This window comes from Mesorhizobium sp. M0410, assembly GCF_040321435.1.
Classification (GTDB): domain Bacteria; phylum Pseudomonadota; class Alphaproteobacteria; order Rhizobiales; family Rhizobiaceae; genus Mesorhizobium.
The window spans coordinates 64,253-80,442 of record NZ_JAMYRN010000002.1 but is presented as its reverse complement, the minus strand read 5'-3'; the positions used below and the strand labels follow the sequence as shown (position 1 = coordinate 80,442).

At 61.5% G+C, this 16,190-nt stretch carries 13 protein-coding genes and 1 pseudogene; 1 reads left to right on the top strand and 13 read right to left on the bottom strand.

Going from position 1 to position 16,190, the window contains the following annotated elements:
• Positions 1 to 332: 332 nt before the first annotated feature.
• Positions 333 to 1,919: an adenylate/guanylate cyclase domain-containing protein gene (locus NKI63_RS02485; RefSeq protein WP_352752827.1), complete on the bottom strand. Its 1,587-nt coding sequence runs from the start codon at positions 1,917 to 1,919 to the stop codon at positions 333 to 335.
• 667 nt (positions 1,920 to 2,586) lie between these two features.
• On the opposite strand from NKI63_RS02485, the gene NKI63_RS02480 reads away from it, so the two are divergent.
• Positions 2,587 to 2,820: a DUF6429 family protein gene (locus NKI63_RS02480; protein WP_352752825.1), complete on the top strand. Its 234-nt coding sequence runs from the start codon at positions 2,587 to 2,589 to the stop codon at positions 2,818 to 2,820.
• A 337-nt stretch (positions 2,821 to 3,157) separates the two neighbouring features.
• Here NKI63_RS02480 and NKI63_RS02475 read toward each other — a convergent pair whose 3' ends face one another.
• The 12 genes and pseudogenes from NKI63_RS02475 to NKI63_RS02420 form a co-directional block, all read right to left on the bottom strand.
• Positions 3,158 to 3,706, bottom strand: coding sequence for a class I SAM-dependent methyltransferase (locus NKI63_RS02475; RefSeq protein ID WP_352752823.1), 549 nt, complete (start codon positions 3,704 to 3,706; stop codon positions 3,158 to 3,160).
• A gap of 124 nt (positions 3,707 to 3,830) precedes the next feature.
• Positions 3,831 to 4,655, bottom strand: coding sequence for a PA3715 family protein (locus NKI63_RS02470; RefSeq protein WP_352752821.1), 825 nt, complete (start codon positions 4,653 to 4,655; stop codon positions 3,831 to 3,833).
• A 115-nt stretch (positions 4,656 to 4,770) separates the two neighbouring features.
• Positions 4,771 to 4,886, bottom strand: a pseudogene (locus NKI63_RS02465) (IS3 family transposase); the annotation flags it as partial.
• 329 nt (positions 4,887 to 5,215) lie between these two features.
• Entirely contained in the window at positions 5,216 to 6,217 is a 1,002-nt protein-coding gene (locus tag NKI63_RS02460; RefSeq protein ID WP_352752819.1) for a Tim44 domain-containing protein, read from the bottom strand.
• 242 nt (positions 6,218 to 6,459) lie between these two features.
• Positions 6,460 to 7,458: a sugar-binding transcriptional regulator gene (locus tag NKI63_RS02455; RefSeq protein WP_352752817.1), complete on the bottom strand. Its 999-nt coding sequence runs from the start codon at positions 7,456 to 7,458 to the stop codon at positions 6,460 to 6,462.
• 99 nt (positions 7,459 to 7,557) lie between these two features.
• Positions 7,558 to 8,613 (bottom strand): hypothetical protein, encoded by a 1,056-nt coding sequence (locus NKI63_RS02450; RefSeq protein WP_352820402.1) that lies wholly within the window; start codon positions 8,611 to 8,613, stop codon positions 7,558 to 7,560.
• Positions 8,614 to 9,696: an ABC transporter ATP-binding protein gene (locus NKI63_RS02445; protein WP_352820400.1), complete on the bottom strand. Its 1,083-nt coding sequence runs from the start codon at positions 9,694 to 9,696 to the stop codon at positions 8,614 to 8,616. It abuts the gene before it with no gap.
• A 77-nt stretch (positions 9,697 to 9,773) separates the two neighbouring features.
• Positions 9,774 to 11,099: an iron-containing alcohol dehydrogenase gene (locus NKI63_RS02440; RefSeq protein ID WP_352820398.1), complete on the bottom strand. Its 1,326-nt coding sequence runs from the start codon at positions 11,097 to 11,099 to the stop codon at positions 9,774 to 9,776.
• On the bottom strand, positions 11,092 to 12,618 hold the full coding sequence (locus tag NKI63_RS02435; RefSeq protein ID WP_352820396.1) for a xylulokinase: 1,527 nt from the start codon (positions 12,616 to 12,618) through the stop codon (positions 11,092 to 11,094). The genes NKI63_RS02440 and NKI63_RS02435 overlap by 8 nt, the downstream gene beginning before the upstream one ends.
• 65 nt (positions 12,619 to 12,683) lie before the next feature.
• Complete coding sequence (locus NKI63_RS02430; RefSeq protein WP_352646222.1) at positions 12,684 to 14,213, bottom strand: ABC transporter substrate-binding protein; 1,530 nt, start codon at positions 14,211 to 14,213, stop codon at positions 12,684 to 12,686.
• Between the two features lie 47 nt (positions 14,214 to 14,260).
• The gene (locus tag NKI63_RS02425) at positions 14,261 to 15,160 is read right to left on the bottom strand and encodes a carbohydrate ABC transporter permease (RefSeq protein WP_352820394.1); all 900 of its coding nucleotides are present in this window, start codon (positions 15,158 to 15,160) and stop codon (positions 14,261 to 14,263) included.
• Positions 15,160 to 16,062, bottom strand: coding sequence for a carbohydrate ABC transporter permease (locus NKI63_RS02420; protein WP_352820553.1), 903 nt, complete (start codon positions 16,060 to 16,062; stop codon positions 15,160 to 15,162). Before NKI63_RS02420 ends, NKI63_RS02425 begins: the two co-directional genes overlap by 1 nt.
• Positions 16,063 to 16,190 lie beyond the last annotated feature (128 nt).

The following is a 16,190-nucleotide window of genomic DNA, read 5'->3' as shown; positions in this document are numbered from 1 at the left end:
TCTCGCACGACTTGTCGCGACGTAAGCGCAGTTCCAGCCCCATGTGTGAAAGCGAATGTGTTACAGTGACTTATGACCGCGATCTCAGGTGCTGACCGAGGCGTGTAAACACCACGATAACGCTCCCCATCCGGCCTGGGGGCGACGTCAGCGACCACATCAAGCTAAAGGCGTCTGCAGCATGGCACGACCAGTCATGATCAAGTCCTTGCGGGCCTCGTCGTATTTTTCGTGATACCAGCCGGGTGCGTCAATACCGGCGGCGCATGAGGGCGGCTTCGAACCCGACTTATGTGGCTGGCCACGGTCCAGATTGCATCACGTTCAAGACCCTAAAATGCGGCGGGCTTGCTTCGGATGGATAAGGCTAGGAGCGCCTCCGAAAGTCTTTTCTTCGCCCGCTCGACCCCATTCTCGTCGATTGCCTCAACATCGAGGAACAAGTCGAGGCCAGTCGCGTGCTCGCTGATGACCTGAGGGCGCTGGGCCAGTTCACCCAGGAGGCCCTCGACTTCGTAGGGGACAACCTCCCGGCTAATCCCCTTCATCGCAATCGGTGCCAACGGACGCGCCCGGACAAGGTCGCGCACGAGCGCGTAAGTCTCATAGCTGAGGCAGATGCCGCCGGGCTCGGCAATCGACTGCAGCCGGGCCGCCAAGTTCGCTTCGGCCCCAATGATCGTGTAGTCCATCCGATCGTCGGAACCGAAGTTCCCAACATTGCAATAGCCCGTGTTGATGCCCATGCGAGCTCGGAAGGGCCGTTCAACTCCGCGGTCATGCCACACCCTGTTCAACTGCTCCACCCGACGCTGCATGTCGACAGCCATGCGCAAGCAGGCTCTCGCGTCTTCCTCGACGCCTTGCGTCTCGGGGTCGCCGAAGAACACAAGAAGCGCGTCGCCGATGAACTTGTCCACAGTGCCGCCGTGTTTGAGGGCGATCGCCGACATCTCGGTGAAGTACTCATTGAGGAGAAGCGTCAGGTCCTCGGGCTGGAGCCGTTCCACGATCGCGGTGAAATCCTTGACGTCGGAGAAAAAGATCGTGAGCTTCTTGCGCTCGGTCGCGATGGTGACGTCCTTCTGGCCGCTGAAGATGCTTTTGTAGATTTGAGGCGAAAGGTATTTGGCGATCTTGAATGAAATCGCGGCCAGGAAGTCGTTTGCCTCCGAAAGCTCCTTGTTGATGCCCTGAATCAACGCGGACTGCCGACGCTGCAGGAGAATGAACGTCAGGCCCGCCGCCGCCGCGAAGGCGAAATATACGAGCAGATACTTGAAAGTGAGGATGTTCGCAGCGATAGGCTGATTGACTGATATCTCCTGGATCCCTCGGACATCCCCTACCTTCCAATCCGTCTTGGGGCTGTCCGGGTGTGAGTTATGGCAGGTCACGCAGACTTGTCCCATTACAACAGGGGCCGCGGCGCGGACCTGCCGGTCAAACAGTGAACCCGAGACTTCGATGATCGGCTCCTTCGGGTTGGCGCGCAAAGCCAAGATTGCATTCCGCTCGAATACATCGAGCTGGTGGGGGGCGCGACCTTTGAAGGGCAGATCCGAGACGAACCGATATTTGACGGACCCGTCGTGAACGCTGATGCGCTTGCCGAGTTCAATCGAGAGGGTTGCTGGAATAGGGATCGCACCCGGCACGTCCCGGTAGTTGTGCGTCGCAGTCACGGCGCCGTTTGCTTGCAGCACGCGTCCCACGACGTCGCTGCCGTAGAATCCGCGCATTTCGTCGATGATGCGGCTGATTTCGCTGGCTTGCCTGCGCAGCATCCGTTCCGATAGGTCTCGGAGGTCGAGCCAGGCTGCGACGGGCAGACCGATAAGGCCGATGACCACTGCCGCCACCAGGAGCGGTCCCATGGTGCGCTGCTGACGCGCAATCTGTTCGCCCAGTCCAGCCATTGTGCAAGCGCCCGGCCGTCTTAGTATGTGAACTATAGCTCATTCCCGGCACGGTACCAGAGTCAGTCTTGGCTCGATGAAAACACGTCAGCCCTGCAAGTCGGACCGACCTTGAGCGGTTGTTGCTAAGCCCCGACGCTCACAGCGGATTTCGCATTCTGCCGCAGACGGACAGTGAATCAGTGAAGGGATGTCGCAACGTCGGTTGTGGCCGGAATGCGCTCCGAGATAACCGCTCAGGGGTCAAAAATTCACCTCTAGCAAGGTCGAGACTTCGGTCGGAGAGCACGTCGGAAAAGAAAGCGTCCCGCGAAACGTGTCCGCGCTTCGGTCGCATTATGGAATGGGACACCGCGGCGGGGTGACGCGGTACTGCGCGCTGCCGGCAGCATGACGCGCACGCTGGACGGTCAGCCGCTCGCCTGCAGCGCAACCAGAGCGACGGCGAGGATTTCGCCAATCCGCATTTCATTTGCCAGTGGCAAGGGCTGCCACGGCCGCTTAGCCACCATGATGAACTCGGATCCCATCCCGGCTCGTCCCCCCAAATGACACCGTCGCGCATGCGACGCCTCGGTGAAACATTTATTCTCGGTCGAACCGTTGCGAGGAATAACCCTACGGTGTGGATCGTGGCAGCGGCGCTTTCGCGTGTTAAACTGCTTGCATGGAGATCGACACCGACAAGATCGACGATGCCGTTATGGGCCTGCTTTGGCTGACGCTGCATGAAGAGAGGCGCGCCTGGAAGGGGTTGGATTGGAATGCTCTGGATCGCTTGCACCAGAAGGGGCTGATCGCGAATCCGGCAAACAAGGCGAAGTCAGTGGTTCTGACAGATGTAGGACTGCGGCGTGCTGAGGAGCTATTCCGAACCCTGTTCACTCGCCCGGCGCCCTGAGCCAGAGCGCTGGACGGGCGCCTGCGAGCTGATAGCGCATATGGCTGAATTTCGACACCGGCGGCGCGCTGACCCCAGGCGGGACGGCGATGCTCTCGCCATGGCGGCCAAATTCGTCACCTACGCCAACGGGGGCATCCTGTCTGTCAAGGCAGCGGCAGAGAACACCGCAGCCGCGACTCTCCAACGTCAACGGCATTGGCGCGAAGTCCAGCCGCGAGATGTTCTCCCGGCGAATCGGCGCCCAACGCGCTGAGTTGCAGCCAGCAGCGGGTCTGTGCCGCTGCTGACACATGGGATGTTAGTGGGGCAGATTGCCACTGGCGATGCGAAATCTCTATGGCTGTCGATTTCCGAAGGCAGGTTTCTCAAGCACGAGCACATGACTACCAAGGGGCGATGTGTGAGTGCTCTTGACCTGGAACCCCTCGTCAGAAAGCGTTTCGATGAATTCGCCATCCGTTCCAGGCGGAACGCGGGCAACGACGTTTGAGGTGCGCCTCACAATATTGGAAAGCACCCTTCGCGCCTTGCCTGGGCCGATGTTGCGCTGCATGTGCTGATAGACGGCCAGCAGCAGGACGATATCGTATTTCGGTAGAAGGATATTGCCGAGGCGCCGGCTGCCAAGATTCAGGCGATCGAACCGGGCATGTACCGGGGAGCCGCTCAACAACATCTTTGCAGTCTCGATATGCGGCTTGGCAATGTCGATCCCATGGATCGAACTGGGTTTCAGCTTGGATATCTCATAGGCGACAACCCCCATATTGCAGCCAACATCGAGAATGGATTTTCCGGCGTAGTCGACCTTTGCGGAGAATAGCCCGTCAAGTCTGTCGTCCCACGTTCCTGCAAAACCCCTTTTGAATCTTGACCACCACAAATCATCAGCTCCTTTGGGAAGAGCCCCCTTGAGCGGCTCCTACCACGAGAGAATTAACGGTCGATACCCTTTCAACTGGAATTGATCCCATTGACGAACCAAGGCAGGGACGTGTGCGGCGGCGTCACAACCCCATCACCTTGAGTGCCGCGGGAACCACGTAGCGGCTGCCGTCATAGCGCAGCCGGTAGGTCCGCTTCACAGGCTTGCCGGGATGGGACTGGCATTCGCCATTCTGGTCGGGGGAGGGATTGTCGGTATTCGACCGCTCGACCGCAATGATGTCTCGATAGCCGTGGTGGCGCGCCGGGCTCATCGCCAGGCTGACCTGGCTGGAATGAAACGATCCAGCGCAACTGGCATCGCCTTCGCCGCCATGGCCAGCCACCACGAGGCCGTCGAGCACCAAGCGCAGCGCATCGCTGGCGACGGTATAGAGCCGCAGGTCGGTTTCAGTGAAGGGAGTAGCCTGCGAATGGTTTGCCATTTCGATGCGCAGGCCGAAGGCGGTGACCTCAGGGGCCAGTGCATAGCGGCCGGTGTCGAATTCCACCTTACGGATCGCGATGGCATCATCGGTCATCAGTCCAGGCTGGAGCAGGCGCTGGCGCACCCGCAGGCTCTTTCTATCGACCACCAGTAGCTCGATGTCACCGACATGCAGGTGGTCGCCGTTAGCACTGTCGATCAGCGGTACCGCGACCAAAAGCAGGTCGTCATGAGCCGGCCAGATCTTGCAGGCCAGGCCGAATGGCGCATCGCTCTCCGGGAGCGTTGAGGCGATGCTCGTATGGGGTACAAGCGTGAACGACGCGCCGTCGGCGCTCTTTTGGGCCTTGGGATAGGCCTGCTGCACCAGGGCGGCGGCATCGCCGCAATCGCCCGACGCGGCTCGGGCGGGCGACAGGCTGGTCAGGCAGAGGAAGAACACAGGCAACAGGATTCGCATGAGGTTCTCACGTCGCAGCGCCGGATGCCGGCAGGCATGTCTACGCGAGATTGGTGGCGGCGCACAGGGGTGCGCGGAAAGTGCGGCTAACGACGCCTCGATGGCCGCCAGAGGAACAGGCCCGCCGCTCCGACACTCCCATTGTGGCCTGCAGATGCACGATGGCTTCGCGCTTGGCGGCGGGCCCTACCATTTTTTTGAAAGAAGCTCGCGCAGTGCCGACGCTTCCAAACCTCGAACATGAGGCAGGGTGGGCTCTAACCGAACGCCGCGACGAAGGTGGTGGAGCGCACATCGACATTGCCGACGATCGCGTTGCCAACGGTTCCGTAAGACGCGGCCAGAAAGCCGCTGACATCTAGCCCAATAGAGCATGAAGCGCTCGCGTCGCATCATTGCAAATTACGGCCGGAGTGATGGATGAGGCCGAACTGCTTTCGACTTCGAAGCTGCCGCTGGGCCGATAGAGCTCGCTGCTTCACCTCGGCTGACCGGCCTTCAAGCGCGCAGCTGGCAAAACTGGACAAGTCTCCTGGCAGCCATTCGATCAGGCCAGCACATCAGCCAGGCTGCTGGATCGCGGCGAGCTTCCACTCAGCGCCGTTCTGGCGCGCAAAGGTCCACAGTTCGATTGTCTCCGTCGGCCGATCGGCTTGACCCTCAACGATCTTGCCGCTGATGCGATCGCGGGTTACGTCGCGAGACTCATAGCGCAAAGCAGCCGTCGCGTAGTCGCGGTCACCCTCCCGCCAACTTTCCGCAATATCGGCCTCCAATAGGTTGACGTCCGACACGTCGTTCCTGACGCCCTTTTTGGCATTGTCGGCAAGTTCCTCGGACAGATAGGAGACCATCTCGGGCGTCGCCAACCGGCGCAAAGCAGCATGATCTTCGCGCCCGAATGCCTCCTGAACTTCCGTCAGCCGTTGCTGGAACGTGTCGAGGTCGGCTTGCGTGAGTGCGATCTCATCGGCACTGGCTTGGGAAGGATTGCCTTGGCTCGTTCCGCCAAATCCTGACCCGATGCCTGGAATGGGGAAAGCTGTAGCGTTGCTCGGCTCGGGCCCAGCTGCTGCGTTTCGCCCAAAGGTCCCGATGCCCCGCGAGGCACCGGCCGTAGCGGGCGCTGGGTTGTATGCCGATTGCGAGCGGAAAAAGCGGATCGCCAGCATGATCACGCCGCCGATCAGCAGTACTTGGAGCAAAAGACCCAACATGCCGGCCAAGCCGCCGAAACCGTGGCCCAGAAGAACGCCGATCAAACCGCCGAGAAGCAGCCCCCGCATCATTGATCCGCCGAGGCCGTTGAAGAAGCCGGGGCGCTGGAATGCCTGCGGCTGACGGGCCGCATTGTTCGTTGCCGCATTAGGCGTCATCGAGCGCTCGACCGGTGCGGCCGGTTGCGGCGCGACTCTGGTCGGCGGGACCGGCTGGAAAGTGCGCATGCCGCGACTGCCGAAGCTGCCGCCACGGCGCGCATCGGCGTGATCCACAGCGACCATGGAAAATGCCAGGAACAATCCGGCGAACAAAACTGCAAACCGTCCCCAACGCGAAATCATAGGCCAATCCTTACGACGCTCTTTCCGCTCATATGGGGTGCGCCGATTGAAATATCACTGACCGGCACCTCCACTTCAACGGGCGACACGCTGTTTTGCTCAGCCGCGTCTTCGCGGAGCGATGACGCGATGCGCACCAGCGCCAAAAGGCATGAGCGTTATCCGTTTTGCGCAGGCACGGCAGATATCGCGCGGTCCAGCTTGGCGCCATTCAGGTGCGAGACAATTCCCCGCCGTCTGCGCTACGGCTTTTGCGCAAGGATCGCCTCAGCGGTTTTCTCGTCGGTGATCAGCACATCGACGACTCCCAGACGCAACACGGCGCGCAGCACCGGAACCTTGTCGAGGCCACCGGAGGGGACGATCACAGTGTCGATGTCGCGCAGATGTTCCGGCGCGAGGCCGATAACGCGATTGTTCAGCGGGTGATCGACGAGTTGTCCGTCGGCGCCGATCCAGTGGCCGCAAATATCGCCGACGGCTCCCGCTTCGCGGAGCGATTTGAGATCATCATCGCCTACCAGTCCGATCCGAAAGATGGTGGCGTCCTTGTGCACCGCGCCCACCGAAACGAAAGCGGCGTCAACGTCGCGGGCATGGGTGAAGGCGTCTTCCAGAATGGACTGGCGCATAAGCAGATCGCGCGTGGCCTCCGTGTCCGTGAACACCGGTGCTGCGATGTAGAAGCATTCCGCATCGAAAAGCGCCGCGAGCCGCGAAGCGATCTCATAGATGTTGATCGCCGATCCGCGCGTGAGCCCACCAAGCAGGGAAACGACCGACATTCCTTTGACCGGGCGTACGGTCACTGACCGCAGACTAAGCTGGAGCGTCCGTCCCCATCCCACGCCCACCGATATCCCGTCGCGGATTCTGAGCGACAGGGCCTCACCGGCGGCGGCTGCGATGACCTGTGGCACCAGCGCAGGATCGGGTGGTGTCGGAACCACGATTGGATCCGAGACACCATAGGCGTCCCGCAGCCGGTGCTCCAGCTCGATGCAGTTCGCCACCTTCGAATTGATGCGAATCTGAACGATCCCCCGCTGGCGCGCATGCGCCAGCATCCGGTTGACGCGAAGGCGGGTCAGGCCAAGAGACTTGGCAATTTGCGCCTGCGTGAGGTCACCGACGTAAGCAAGCCAGGCGGCGCGCACGAGCAGCCCTTCCTCACGATCAGCCGTGACCGAACTCGTTACAGCTTGGCGGCCGTCGCGCTTCTTTCGTGCGGGTTTCTCCATCAGATCATCCTGTCCACTCCGCGGCAGCGGGTCCAGAGCGGGCTCGGCCGAGCCATGTGCTCATCGATATGAGGCATCAATCGAGTTTCCCCGGCTCCGCTAGCCTCGATGATAGCGGTCGAAGGACAAAACCAGCGGAGCATCGTGACAAACCGCGTCGATGATGGCCCTCGTCAGCGGCAGGCGATCATGGGGAAGTACACCCCGGGCCATCATATTCTTCAAAGTCGGACCAAGGTCCAGCGCCAGTTGCGCTCCCTCGACCGTGTCCGAACTCATATGTTCGCGCTTCGCCACGGAATAGGGCAGGCCGCGGCCAAGCAGGCGCCCCATGCGACCGTTACGGCCCGCCTGGCAGGTCACATAAAGATCGCCGGAGCCTGCCAGCCCCAGCACTGTTTCGATTTTTCCGCCCAGAGCATCGACCAGAATCGCCATCTCCGCGAGGGACTGCGAGAAAAGTGACGAGGCAAGATTGTGCATGAGCGCACCATTGGGCGCCTTGCCGTCGCGCTCCAGCAGTCCGACGGGAGCCCCAACTGCGAGTGTGTAGAAATTCTTGAAAGCAGCGCAGATCTCGACGCCGACGAGATCGGATGACGATCGCGCATGATAGAAAGGCGCGCGCAGAATGCGCGACGCCGCGGCCACCTGGTCGGGATCGTGTCCGGCAACGATCACAGACGTATCGCGCTGTGCCGCCAGTTCGCCGGCAATACACGGTCCGCCGACGGCCATCACCGGGACTGACAAGCCGGTGCGTTGCTCGATCTCGCGGGCAAGCAGATGTGGCAGGATTTCCACGCCTTCGTCGCTTGCGGCAAGTCCTTTCGTAATCATCAGTATCGGCAGGGGCGACTTGATGCTTTCTGCAATTCGCTCGATCGCCCAAGGAATGCCGGCCGACGAGACGCCGAGTACAAGCAGATCGGGTCCATCGTTCATCGCTGCCCCGAATTCGGTCCAGGAACAGGCGGTCACCACATCAGGCAGAGTGATGCTGAGGCGTGGGTGATGACTTGTGCTGGCCACCGAGCCGACGATCTTCTCATCGAGATGGGTCCCGACAAGAGTGATGCGGTTACCAGCGTAAGCGGCCGGAAGCGTCATGGCAGAGCCCATGACGCCGGCGCCGAGGATGATGATCCGCGCCATTCAGGTTCTTCCCTTGTCCAGCCGCTCGCCGCTATCTTCGTCGAACAGGTGGATTCGCTCAGGCGCCGGCTCCAAATGGATCACAGCTCCAGGAGAGGGCTCCATGCGGTCATGCAGCACCGAGCAGATCGCGGTGTTGCCCATGCTGGCAAAGATGTGGATTTCAGGGCCGGTCGGCTCGACAACCGTAATCCTCGCCGGGATGCCGCGCCCGTCGGCCACGGGTCGAAGATGTTCGGGGCGAATGCCGTAGATCACCTTTTGGCCGGGCCGGACCGCAGCCCCTCCTGGAAGTGGGAGGGATAGCTCGTCGGTCCGCACCACCCAGGCGTCGCGCTCGGAAGCCACCTCGCCATGGAACATGTTCATTGCGGGCGAGCCGATGAAGGAAGCGACGAAGAGGTTTGCCGGGTGATCGTAGACATCGAGCGGGCGCCCGATCTGCTCGATACGGCCGTCGCGCATGATGACGATGACATCGGCCATGGTCATGGCCTCGATCTGGTCATGCGTGACATAGACCGTGGTGGTCTTCAGTCGCTGGTGGAGTTCCTTGATTTCGGTGCGCATCTGCACCCGCAGCTTGGCATCGAGGTTGGACAGCGGCTCGTCGAACAGGAACACAGTTGGGTCCCGCACGATGGCGCGGCCCATGGCGACGCGCTGCCGCTGGCCGCCCGAAAGCTGGCGAGGGTACCGTTCCAGATAGGGAGTCAGGTTGAGGATCGATGCCGCCCACCCGACCTTCTGTTTGATTTCTTCGTTGGGGCGCTTCTTCAACTGCATGGAAAAGGCCATGTTGTCGAAGACGGTCATGTGCGCATAAAGCGCGTAATTCTGGAAGACCATCGCGATGTTGCGGTCTTTGGGGTGAAGCGTGTTGACGACCCTGTCGCCTATGGCGATCTCACCGGACGTGATGGGCTCGAGACCGGCTATCATGCGCAACAACGTGGACTTGCCGCAGCCGGACGGCCCCAACAGAACGACGAACTGGCCATCCTCGATCGAGAGATCTAGTCCATCGATAATCGAGAGGGCGCCATAGTCCTTCTTTATGTTGCTGATGGTGACAGACGCCATAAATTCCTACCCTTCGATTGCCCTTGCCGGTTGGATCTCATTTTCGCCATGCGAGCCATTGGCGATCGGATGCGCTCTCACCATTGGCTGTCCAGAAATTCTTCCAGGAGTCCTGCATCGGCGGCCAGATTGACAAAGGACCAGCGGCCGCGGATTTCTCGCGAATAGCGAATGGCATCGTGCCAAAGCGCGCGCGGCAGGCCTAGTTCCGCGCCGGTGACCGGCCCCCCCGCAGCCTTCAGGGCTGCCTCCATGCGGGCAACCGGCATTGCCATTGGCCGAACCTCCTGGCGCAGGGCCGGCCAGATTTCCGCGAGTTTCCGGTTGAAGATTTCCGTCTGGCTGGCGTCGAGTGCTGTCTTCCGCATCTCGGCAATGCAAAGTGGTCCAAGCTGCGCTCCATAGCGGGCCAGCATCGCCGCCTCGTCGATGACGGTTGGCTTTGCCTGCGGCGGCTCTTCCATGTCCAGCAGCCGCGCTTGCAGACGCGCCATGACCAGCGAGGCAACCCCGACCTGCTGGCCGTGCGTGGTGCCTGGATGATGCGCTTGCGCGAACATGTCGACCCAATGGGAGATCTGGTGCTCCCCCATGGACCCGGGATGGGAAACGCCGGCAAAGCACACGCCCATCGAGCACAACGTCAGGACGCGCTGGAGATGCCCGACGGCGGTGATGTCGTGCCTGGCAAGGCGAGGCGCATGGGCCAGCATCGGTTCCTCATCGCCCGCCTGAAGCAGATAAGGCACCTCGGAATAGTAAGTGCCGAACAGCCGATGCGAAGCCCACCAGTCGATCTGGGCGGTGGAGCGGCAGAGGCTGTCGCCAAGCCCGGCGGCGCTGAGCCAGCTGGGTGCAGCAGCCGACACGCCAAGGTCCAGGAAGATGCCTCGCGGAGCATGCGAGGGCAGCGAGATCTTGAGCCCTGAAGCCAACGTCACCGACGCTGTCGAGGCGCCATAGCCATTCATCGAGGCCGCCGTGCCGAAGACGGCATAGGGCCGCTGGTCGAGGAAGGTTGCATGCTTGCAGCTGTCGTTGAGGACGCCGGACCCGACGGCCACGACGCCTTCGGCGTGACGCGTCTTCTCCCTGACCATCTGGATCGTTGCCTCATCGCAGTCGAGGCCGTCAGGCAGCACGATTTCGTCGATTTCGGCGATGGCACGCAGCGCCTTCGCGACGCGCCTGCCCATCACATCGACGGTGTTGATGTCAGAGACCACGGCGATGCGGCTGCCTAGCGCCAGAGGCGCAACGAGATCCCCCTCGCGGCCCTCCGTCGTCTCCAGCAATTCGATTGTCTGGAACGGCAGGACCGCGGCTGCGCCTGTCTTGGGATCTGTCCAGCGTCCTGCGACAACGTCCTCGATCAAGGCGTTCCAGTTGCTCGCTTCAGCCATGATCGGTCTCCATGAAGGCCGCGAGACGCTGGTTCCAGGTTGAAAGCGTTGGCCAAAGATCGGCATGGATCGCAAGAAGTTCGGCGTAGAGCGCGGCCCGTTTCGCGTCTGGTTCGAAGGTTTTGGCCGGCTCGCTGGCCATTGCCAGCGACGCTTCGGCGATGGTGGAAAACCAGCCCACGCCCTTTGCCGCCGCCATCGCCGCGCCAAGCGAGGAGGCTTCCACCGTCGTCGAACGCTTTACGGGACGATCAAGTGCATCCGCCAGAATCTGCATCCACAGGTCGGACTTCGCCCCTCCGCCGATGGCTATGAATTGGCCGATGGTCTGGGCGGCAGCTCCAGCGGCCCGCTGACTTGTCGCGGCCTGATGCAGCGCTATGCCTTCCAGCACGGCACGATAGATGTCGCCGCGGCTGCTCGAGCCGGACAGCCCGGCAATCACACCACGGGCCGTACTGTCCCAGTGCGGGTCCATGACGCCCTGCCAGTAGGGAAGAAGCATTATGCCGCCTGCGCCGATCGGGCTGGCAGCGGCTTCGGCCTCGAGCGCTGCCAGGCCGCTTGCGCCATGCAGATCGACGCCAAGCATCTCGCGCGCCATCCAGTCGACGAGAAAAGTGCCGGCGCGAAGGCACGTCTCGTAGATATAGCCATCATCGGCGACCGCCGTCTCGGTGCGGAAGGCCTGGTCATGGACGTAGTCCGTGCCAAAGCTGCCGGAGACGACCGCCGTGCCGAGATTGATGTAAGCGCATCGCGGCTGCAACACGCCAGCGCCCGTTCCAGCGCATTGACCGTCGCCGCCGCCGGCGACGATCGGCGTGCCCTCCCGCAGGCCCGTCGGTATGGCGGCTTCCGAAGTCAGTTGGCCCAGAACCGTGCCGGGCCTCGCCAGGTCCGGCATCATTCCCCGCGCCACGCCCGCGGCGTCCAGTATTTCGTTCGACCAGTCCATAGCTCGCATATCGAGTATGCCCATAGGGTCGGCGGATGCGGTGGATGTCACCCACCGGCCGCTCAAACGAAAGACCAGATAGCCATGGACTTCGGCCATTCGCTCCACGCGGGCAAAAATCTCGGGCTCTTCCTCGCGAAACCAGATCATGCGGTAAAGGCAAGGAATGACGTCGAGCGGCTTGCCGGATATTGCGTGGACACGTGCCGCGCCGAAACTCTCGCCGAAGCGCCGTGCTTTCCCACGGGCGCGCTCATCGAGCCAGAGCGTCGCCGGCCCGACCGCTTGGCCCTGCTCGTCGAAAAGGCCGAAGCTCTCGCGCTGGTTGGCAATCGCAAGGGCGGCAATGCGTGCCGGCGAAACTGTTGCCGCGACAGCACGAAGCGCCGCAACCGTCGAGGCCCACCACTCGGCCGGATCCTGCTCGAAATAGCCCGGACGCGGGTTGGACATTGCAAGCGGTGCACGACCTTCAGCCACGGCCAGCCCATTGCGGTCCCAGGCGATCGCCTTGGTTGCCGAGGTCGAGGAATCGATGCCGATGACGAGATCCGGAACCATTGCCGCCACATTGCCAAAGGGCGAGGGCGGTGGAAGCCGCCTTCGCCCAAATCACCGACGAGTCGCTAAAGACCGGCGTCCTTGACTTTGCCGTCGACAATGCCGGCAATGGCATCGAGGCACGCCTTGGCATTGCCGCCATAGTCTTGGCCCGTAAGCAATTTGCCGAGCTCAACCGGAATGTCGTTGTTCGACAGATCCGCCCAGATCGGCATGTCCGGCTCCGATCCCATCTGGTTGTCGATCGTGTATTTGATCGCGTCGAAGTGGCGTGTCGTTCCAGGCCCGACGACGGCCTTCGCCTTCACGCGAGGATCGGTGAAGGAAGAATTGCGCATCGGCGAGGCGCCGCCGCCGAGCGTCGATACCCGCGCCATCACATCCTTCGAGCAGACCCACTGCATGAACAGCCATGCCGCTTCCTTGTTCTTGGAATATTGCGACAGCGAAATCGTCGAGCCGCCCTGGTGACCAACGGCCGGGATTTCGTTGAAGCCGCAATCGGCGGCGGCGCGACGACCGGGAACCTCCTTGGGCGCGGGCAGGGCCTCGAACAGGCCTTTGACCTTGGAATCGTTGGCGTCGAAGCCGGGGAAATCTTCGCCCCAGGTGATTGCCATCGCCGCCTGACCCTGTGTCAGTGCCTGTCCCTGACCGTCCCAAGTCCATGTCGTCGCGGAGGGCGGCGAGTTCTTGACCAGCTCCTGATAGAATTGCAGCCCGGCCACGCCGCGCTCGTCATTGCCGACAAACTTCTTGTCTTTGTTGAAGATCGAACCGCCATGGCCCCACAAGGCGAAGGTCCAGTCGCATTCCAGCGAATAATGGCCGGACTTCGCCTGGCACGCGGTGCCGAAGATGCCGTTGCTTTTTTCTGCCTCAGTGAGCGCCTGCACGGCCTTGAGGTAGGCGTCGAGGTCTGTCGGAAGCGCAATGTTGTGTTTGTCGAAAAGATCCTTGCGGTACATCAGGATGAAGATCGGAATATCGAATGGGATTCCGCACTGTTTGCCGTTGTACATGGCAATGCCGTCGACCAGCGGCTTGGAGAAATCGTCCCAGTCGAAGTTGGGCATCGCCAGGTCTTTGTTCTGGTCATAGTACTCGCGCGGATCGACGACGTCCTGTGCAAACGTCGCCATCCAGGACTGGTCGAGATAGTAGACGTCGTAGGTGCCAAGCTGGCCCTGCACGTCTTGCGTCGCCTTGGCGAGAACCTGCTCCAACGGCACGATCTCGACTTCCACCTCAATGCCGGTGGCCTTGGTGAATTCACCCGCGACAAGCTGGTTGGCGACGATCGTTGGCGGCGTCGCTTCCGAAGTGTAGCGGATTTTGGTGCCGGCATACGGTTTGCCGACATCGGCCAGCCACTTCAGCATATCAGCGTCCTGGGCGCGGGCCTCTTCAACCCCGAGGCCCAGGATCCCGCGATTGGTGCGGCCGCCACCTAGCATGGCTGATCCGAAGGCAGAAAAGCCGACACCGGCGAGCGCCATCTTCCTCATGAAGTCGCGTTTGGTTATTCGGCGCGCCGTAAAGTCGTTGCAGGTATCGGCGACGAATGTCTTCTTGTCGTGTTCTCTGAAGCTCATGATCGTTCCTCCGTTGCTTTTTTGTCGTCGTTCTTCTCGCCTGCGCCTCACTCCTTCAGGGACCCGAGGGTGAGGCCGCGGACCAGATGCCGTTGAACCAGCAGGATAAAGATGAAGCTGGGTATGATCGCGGACGTGCCGAGCGCTGTGATGTAGCCCCACTCGGTTGCGGTCGAGGTGACAAAGGTCGAAATCTTCACCGGCACGGTGCGGATCGACGTCGTCAGGAACAGTGAGAGCAGGAACTCGGTCCACGAAAAGATGAAACACAGCACAGCCGTCGCAGCGATGCCGCCCTTGACCATGGGAAGGACCACGCGCCGGAACGTCTGCCAGCGCGTCGCGCCGTCGATCAGCGCCGCCTCATCGACCTCGCGCGCAACATCGTCGAAGAACGACTTCAAAAGCAAAACCGCCAGCGGCAGGTTGATCAGACTGTGGACGAGGATGAGGCCCGTATAGGTATCGCGCAAGCCGAGATCGCGGAACATGAAAACGATCGGAATGACGATCGCGATTGGCGGCATGAAGCGCTGCGAGAGAATCCAGAACAGGAAGGACTGCTGGCCGCTGAACTGCATTCGCGACAAGCAGTAGGCGGCCAGAGTTGCGAGCAGCAGCGTCAGCGCCGTCGATCCGACGGCTATGATGGCACTGTCGAGCAACGACTGGCGGGAATCATAGGAACTCGCGCCCCCCTTGATGACCCCGGCCGCTTCGCCGCCCTGTTCCATGCCGATGTCGACGCGCGAAACGCCAAGCAACGTCACGCGGTAATTGTCCGGCGTCGGCGTGAAACCGGTGTAGACCGGCCCGCTGCGATCGAAGATCGCCGAATAGGGTTTGATGGACGACAGGGCCCACCACGCGATCGGGAACATGAAGATCGCCACCACCAAAACGGCGAGCACGTCACGGGCGATCGTTTGGGCGCGCGACGACTCCATCAGAACCTCACCTTGAACAGCCTGACGAAGAGGTTCGACACGACGATCAAGGCGACGAGCACGATCAGCGACAGGGTCGCGGCATAGGGGAAGTCTCCGGTGAAGTAGATTCGCCCCGCGTAGAATGAAAGCGTCTCGGTGGCCGTGCCTGGCCCGCCAGCGGTGATGATGTAGACGTAGTCGTAGATGCGAAAGAGATCGACGCCGCGGATCAGCACCGCAACCGCTATCACCTTGCGCAGCATCGGCAATGTGAGCCGCCAGAACGTCTGGATCCCGGTGGCGCCGTCGATCGCCGCTGCCTCGAAAGGTTCCTTCGGCAGTGCCCTGAGCCCTGCCAGGATGATGAGCACCATGAACGGCGTCCACTGCCATATGTCTGCCAGCAGGATCGCCGCCAATGCGGTTCCGGGCTGCGTCAGGATCGGCTGTGCCGGCGAGATCAGGTCGAGGGCATAGAGGTAAAACGATAGGACGCCGAAAGAGCCGTCCTGCATCAGCAGGAACATCATTCCGGTCACCGCAGGCGGCACCACCAGCGGCAGTGTCATCAGCGCCCGAAGCACCCCGTAACCTTTGCGATCGGTGTCAAGCAGAAGCGCGATGAGGATGCCGAGCGCAAGCTGAACCGCAAGCGCGACGAAGGTGTAGATCAGCGTGGTTTCCAACGAATGCCACATACGCGCATCCGAGAAGGCGCGCGTCCATTGGTGGAGCCCGGCGAAGTCAAGTTGCCGGGAGACGACATTGCGTTTGTGGAACGACAGCCAGACTGAATAGGCGAGGGGGTAGATACCGAAAACGAGAAGCATCACCGTGATCGGCGCGAGCCAGGGGAAAGGATGCTCGGCCGTCATGAACCGGGGCAGGGCCCATCTGGGCGTTTCGCGGGTCACGGTCATCGTGCTCACGCGCAAATCTCCGCTCGGTCACAGAGATGCATCGGCCTTCTCCCTATCGGCCAGATTGTGCCAACTTGAACTTTTGTAAGTTTGTTGTGCCTTTTGTTAAGAGCGTGTCGGACGGCCGC

What these genes read in the sequence shown, in the direction of transcription:
- NKI63_RS02480 (WP_352752825.1), top strand. Translation starts at nt 2,587, where the DNA reads ATGGAGATCGACACCGACAAGATCGACGATGCCGTTATGGGCCTGCTT.
- NKI63_RS02485 (WP_352752827.1), bottom strand. Translation starts at nt 1,919, where the DNA reads ATGGCTGGACTGGGCGAACAGATTGCGCGTCAGCAGCGCACCATGGGA.
- NKI63_RS02425 (WP_352820394.1), bottom strand. Translation starts at nt 15,160, where the DNA reads ATGGAGTCGTCGCGCGCCCAAACGATCGCCCGTGACGTGCTCGCCGTT.
- NKI63_RS02450 (WP_352820402.1), bottom strand. Translation starts at nt 8,613, where the DNA reads ATGGCGCGGATCATCATCCTCGGCGCCGGCGTCATGGGCTCTGCCATG.
- NKI63_RS02455 (WP_352752817.1), bottom strand. Translation starts at nt 7,458, where the DNA reads ATGGAGAAACCCGCACGAAAGAAGCGCGACGGCCGCCAAGCTGTAACG.
- NKI63_RS02440 (WP_352820398.1), bottom strand. Translation starts at nt 11,099, where the DNA reads ATGGCTGAAGCGAGCAACTGGAACGCCTTGATCGAGGACGTTGTCGCA.
- NKI63_RS02435 (WP_352820396.1), bottom strand. Translation starts at nt 12,618, where the DNA reads ATGGTTCCGGATCTCGTCATCGGCATCGATTCCTCGACCTCGGCAACC.
- NKI63_RS02470 (WP_352752821.1), bottom strand. Translation starts at nt 4,655, where the DNA reads ATGCGAATCCTGTTGCCTGTGTTCTTCCTCTGCCTGACCAGCCTGTCG.
- NKI63_RS02445 (WP_352820400.1), bottom strand. Translation starts at nt 9,696, where the DNA reads ATGGCGTCTGTCACCATCAGCAACATAAAGAAGGACTATGGCGCCCTC.
- NKI63_RS02420 (WP_352820553.1), bottom strand. Translation starts at nt 16,062, where the DNA reads ATGACCGTGACCCGCGAAACGCCCAGATGGGCCCTGCCCCGGTTCATG.
- NKI63_RS02460 (WP_352752819.1), bottom strand. Translation starts at nt 6,217, where the DNA reads ATGATTTCGCGTTGGGGACGGTTTGCAGTTTTGTTCGCCGGATTGTTC.
- NKI63_RS02430 (WP_352646222.1), bottom strand. Translation starts at nt 14,213, where the DNA reads ATGAGCTTCAGAGAACACGACAAGAAGACATTCGTCGCCGATACCTGC.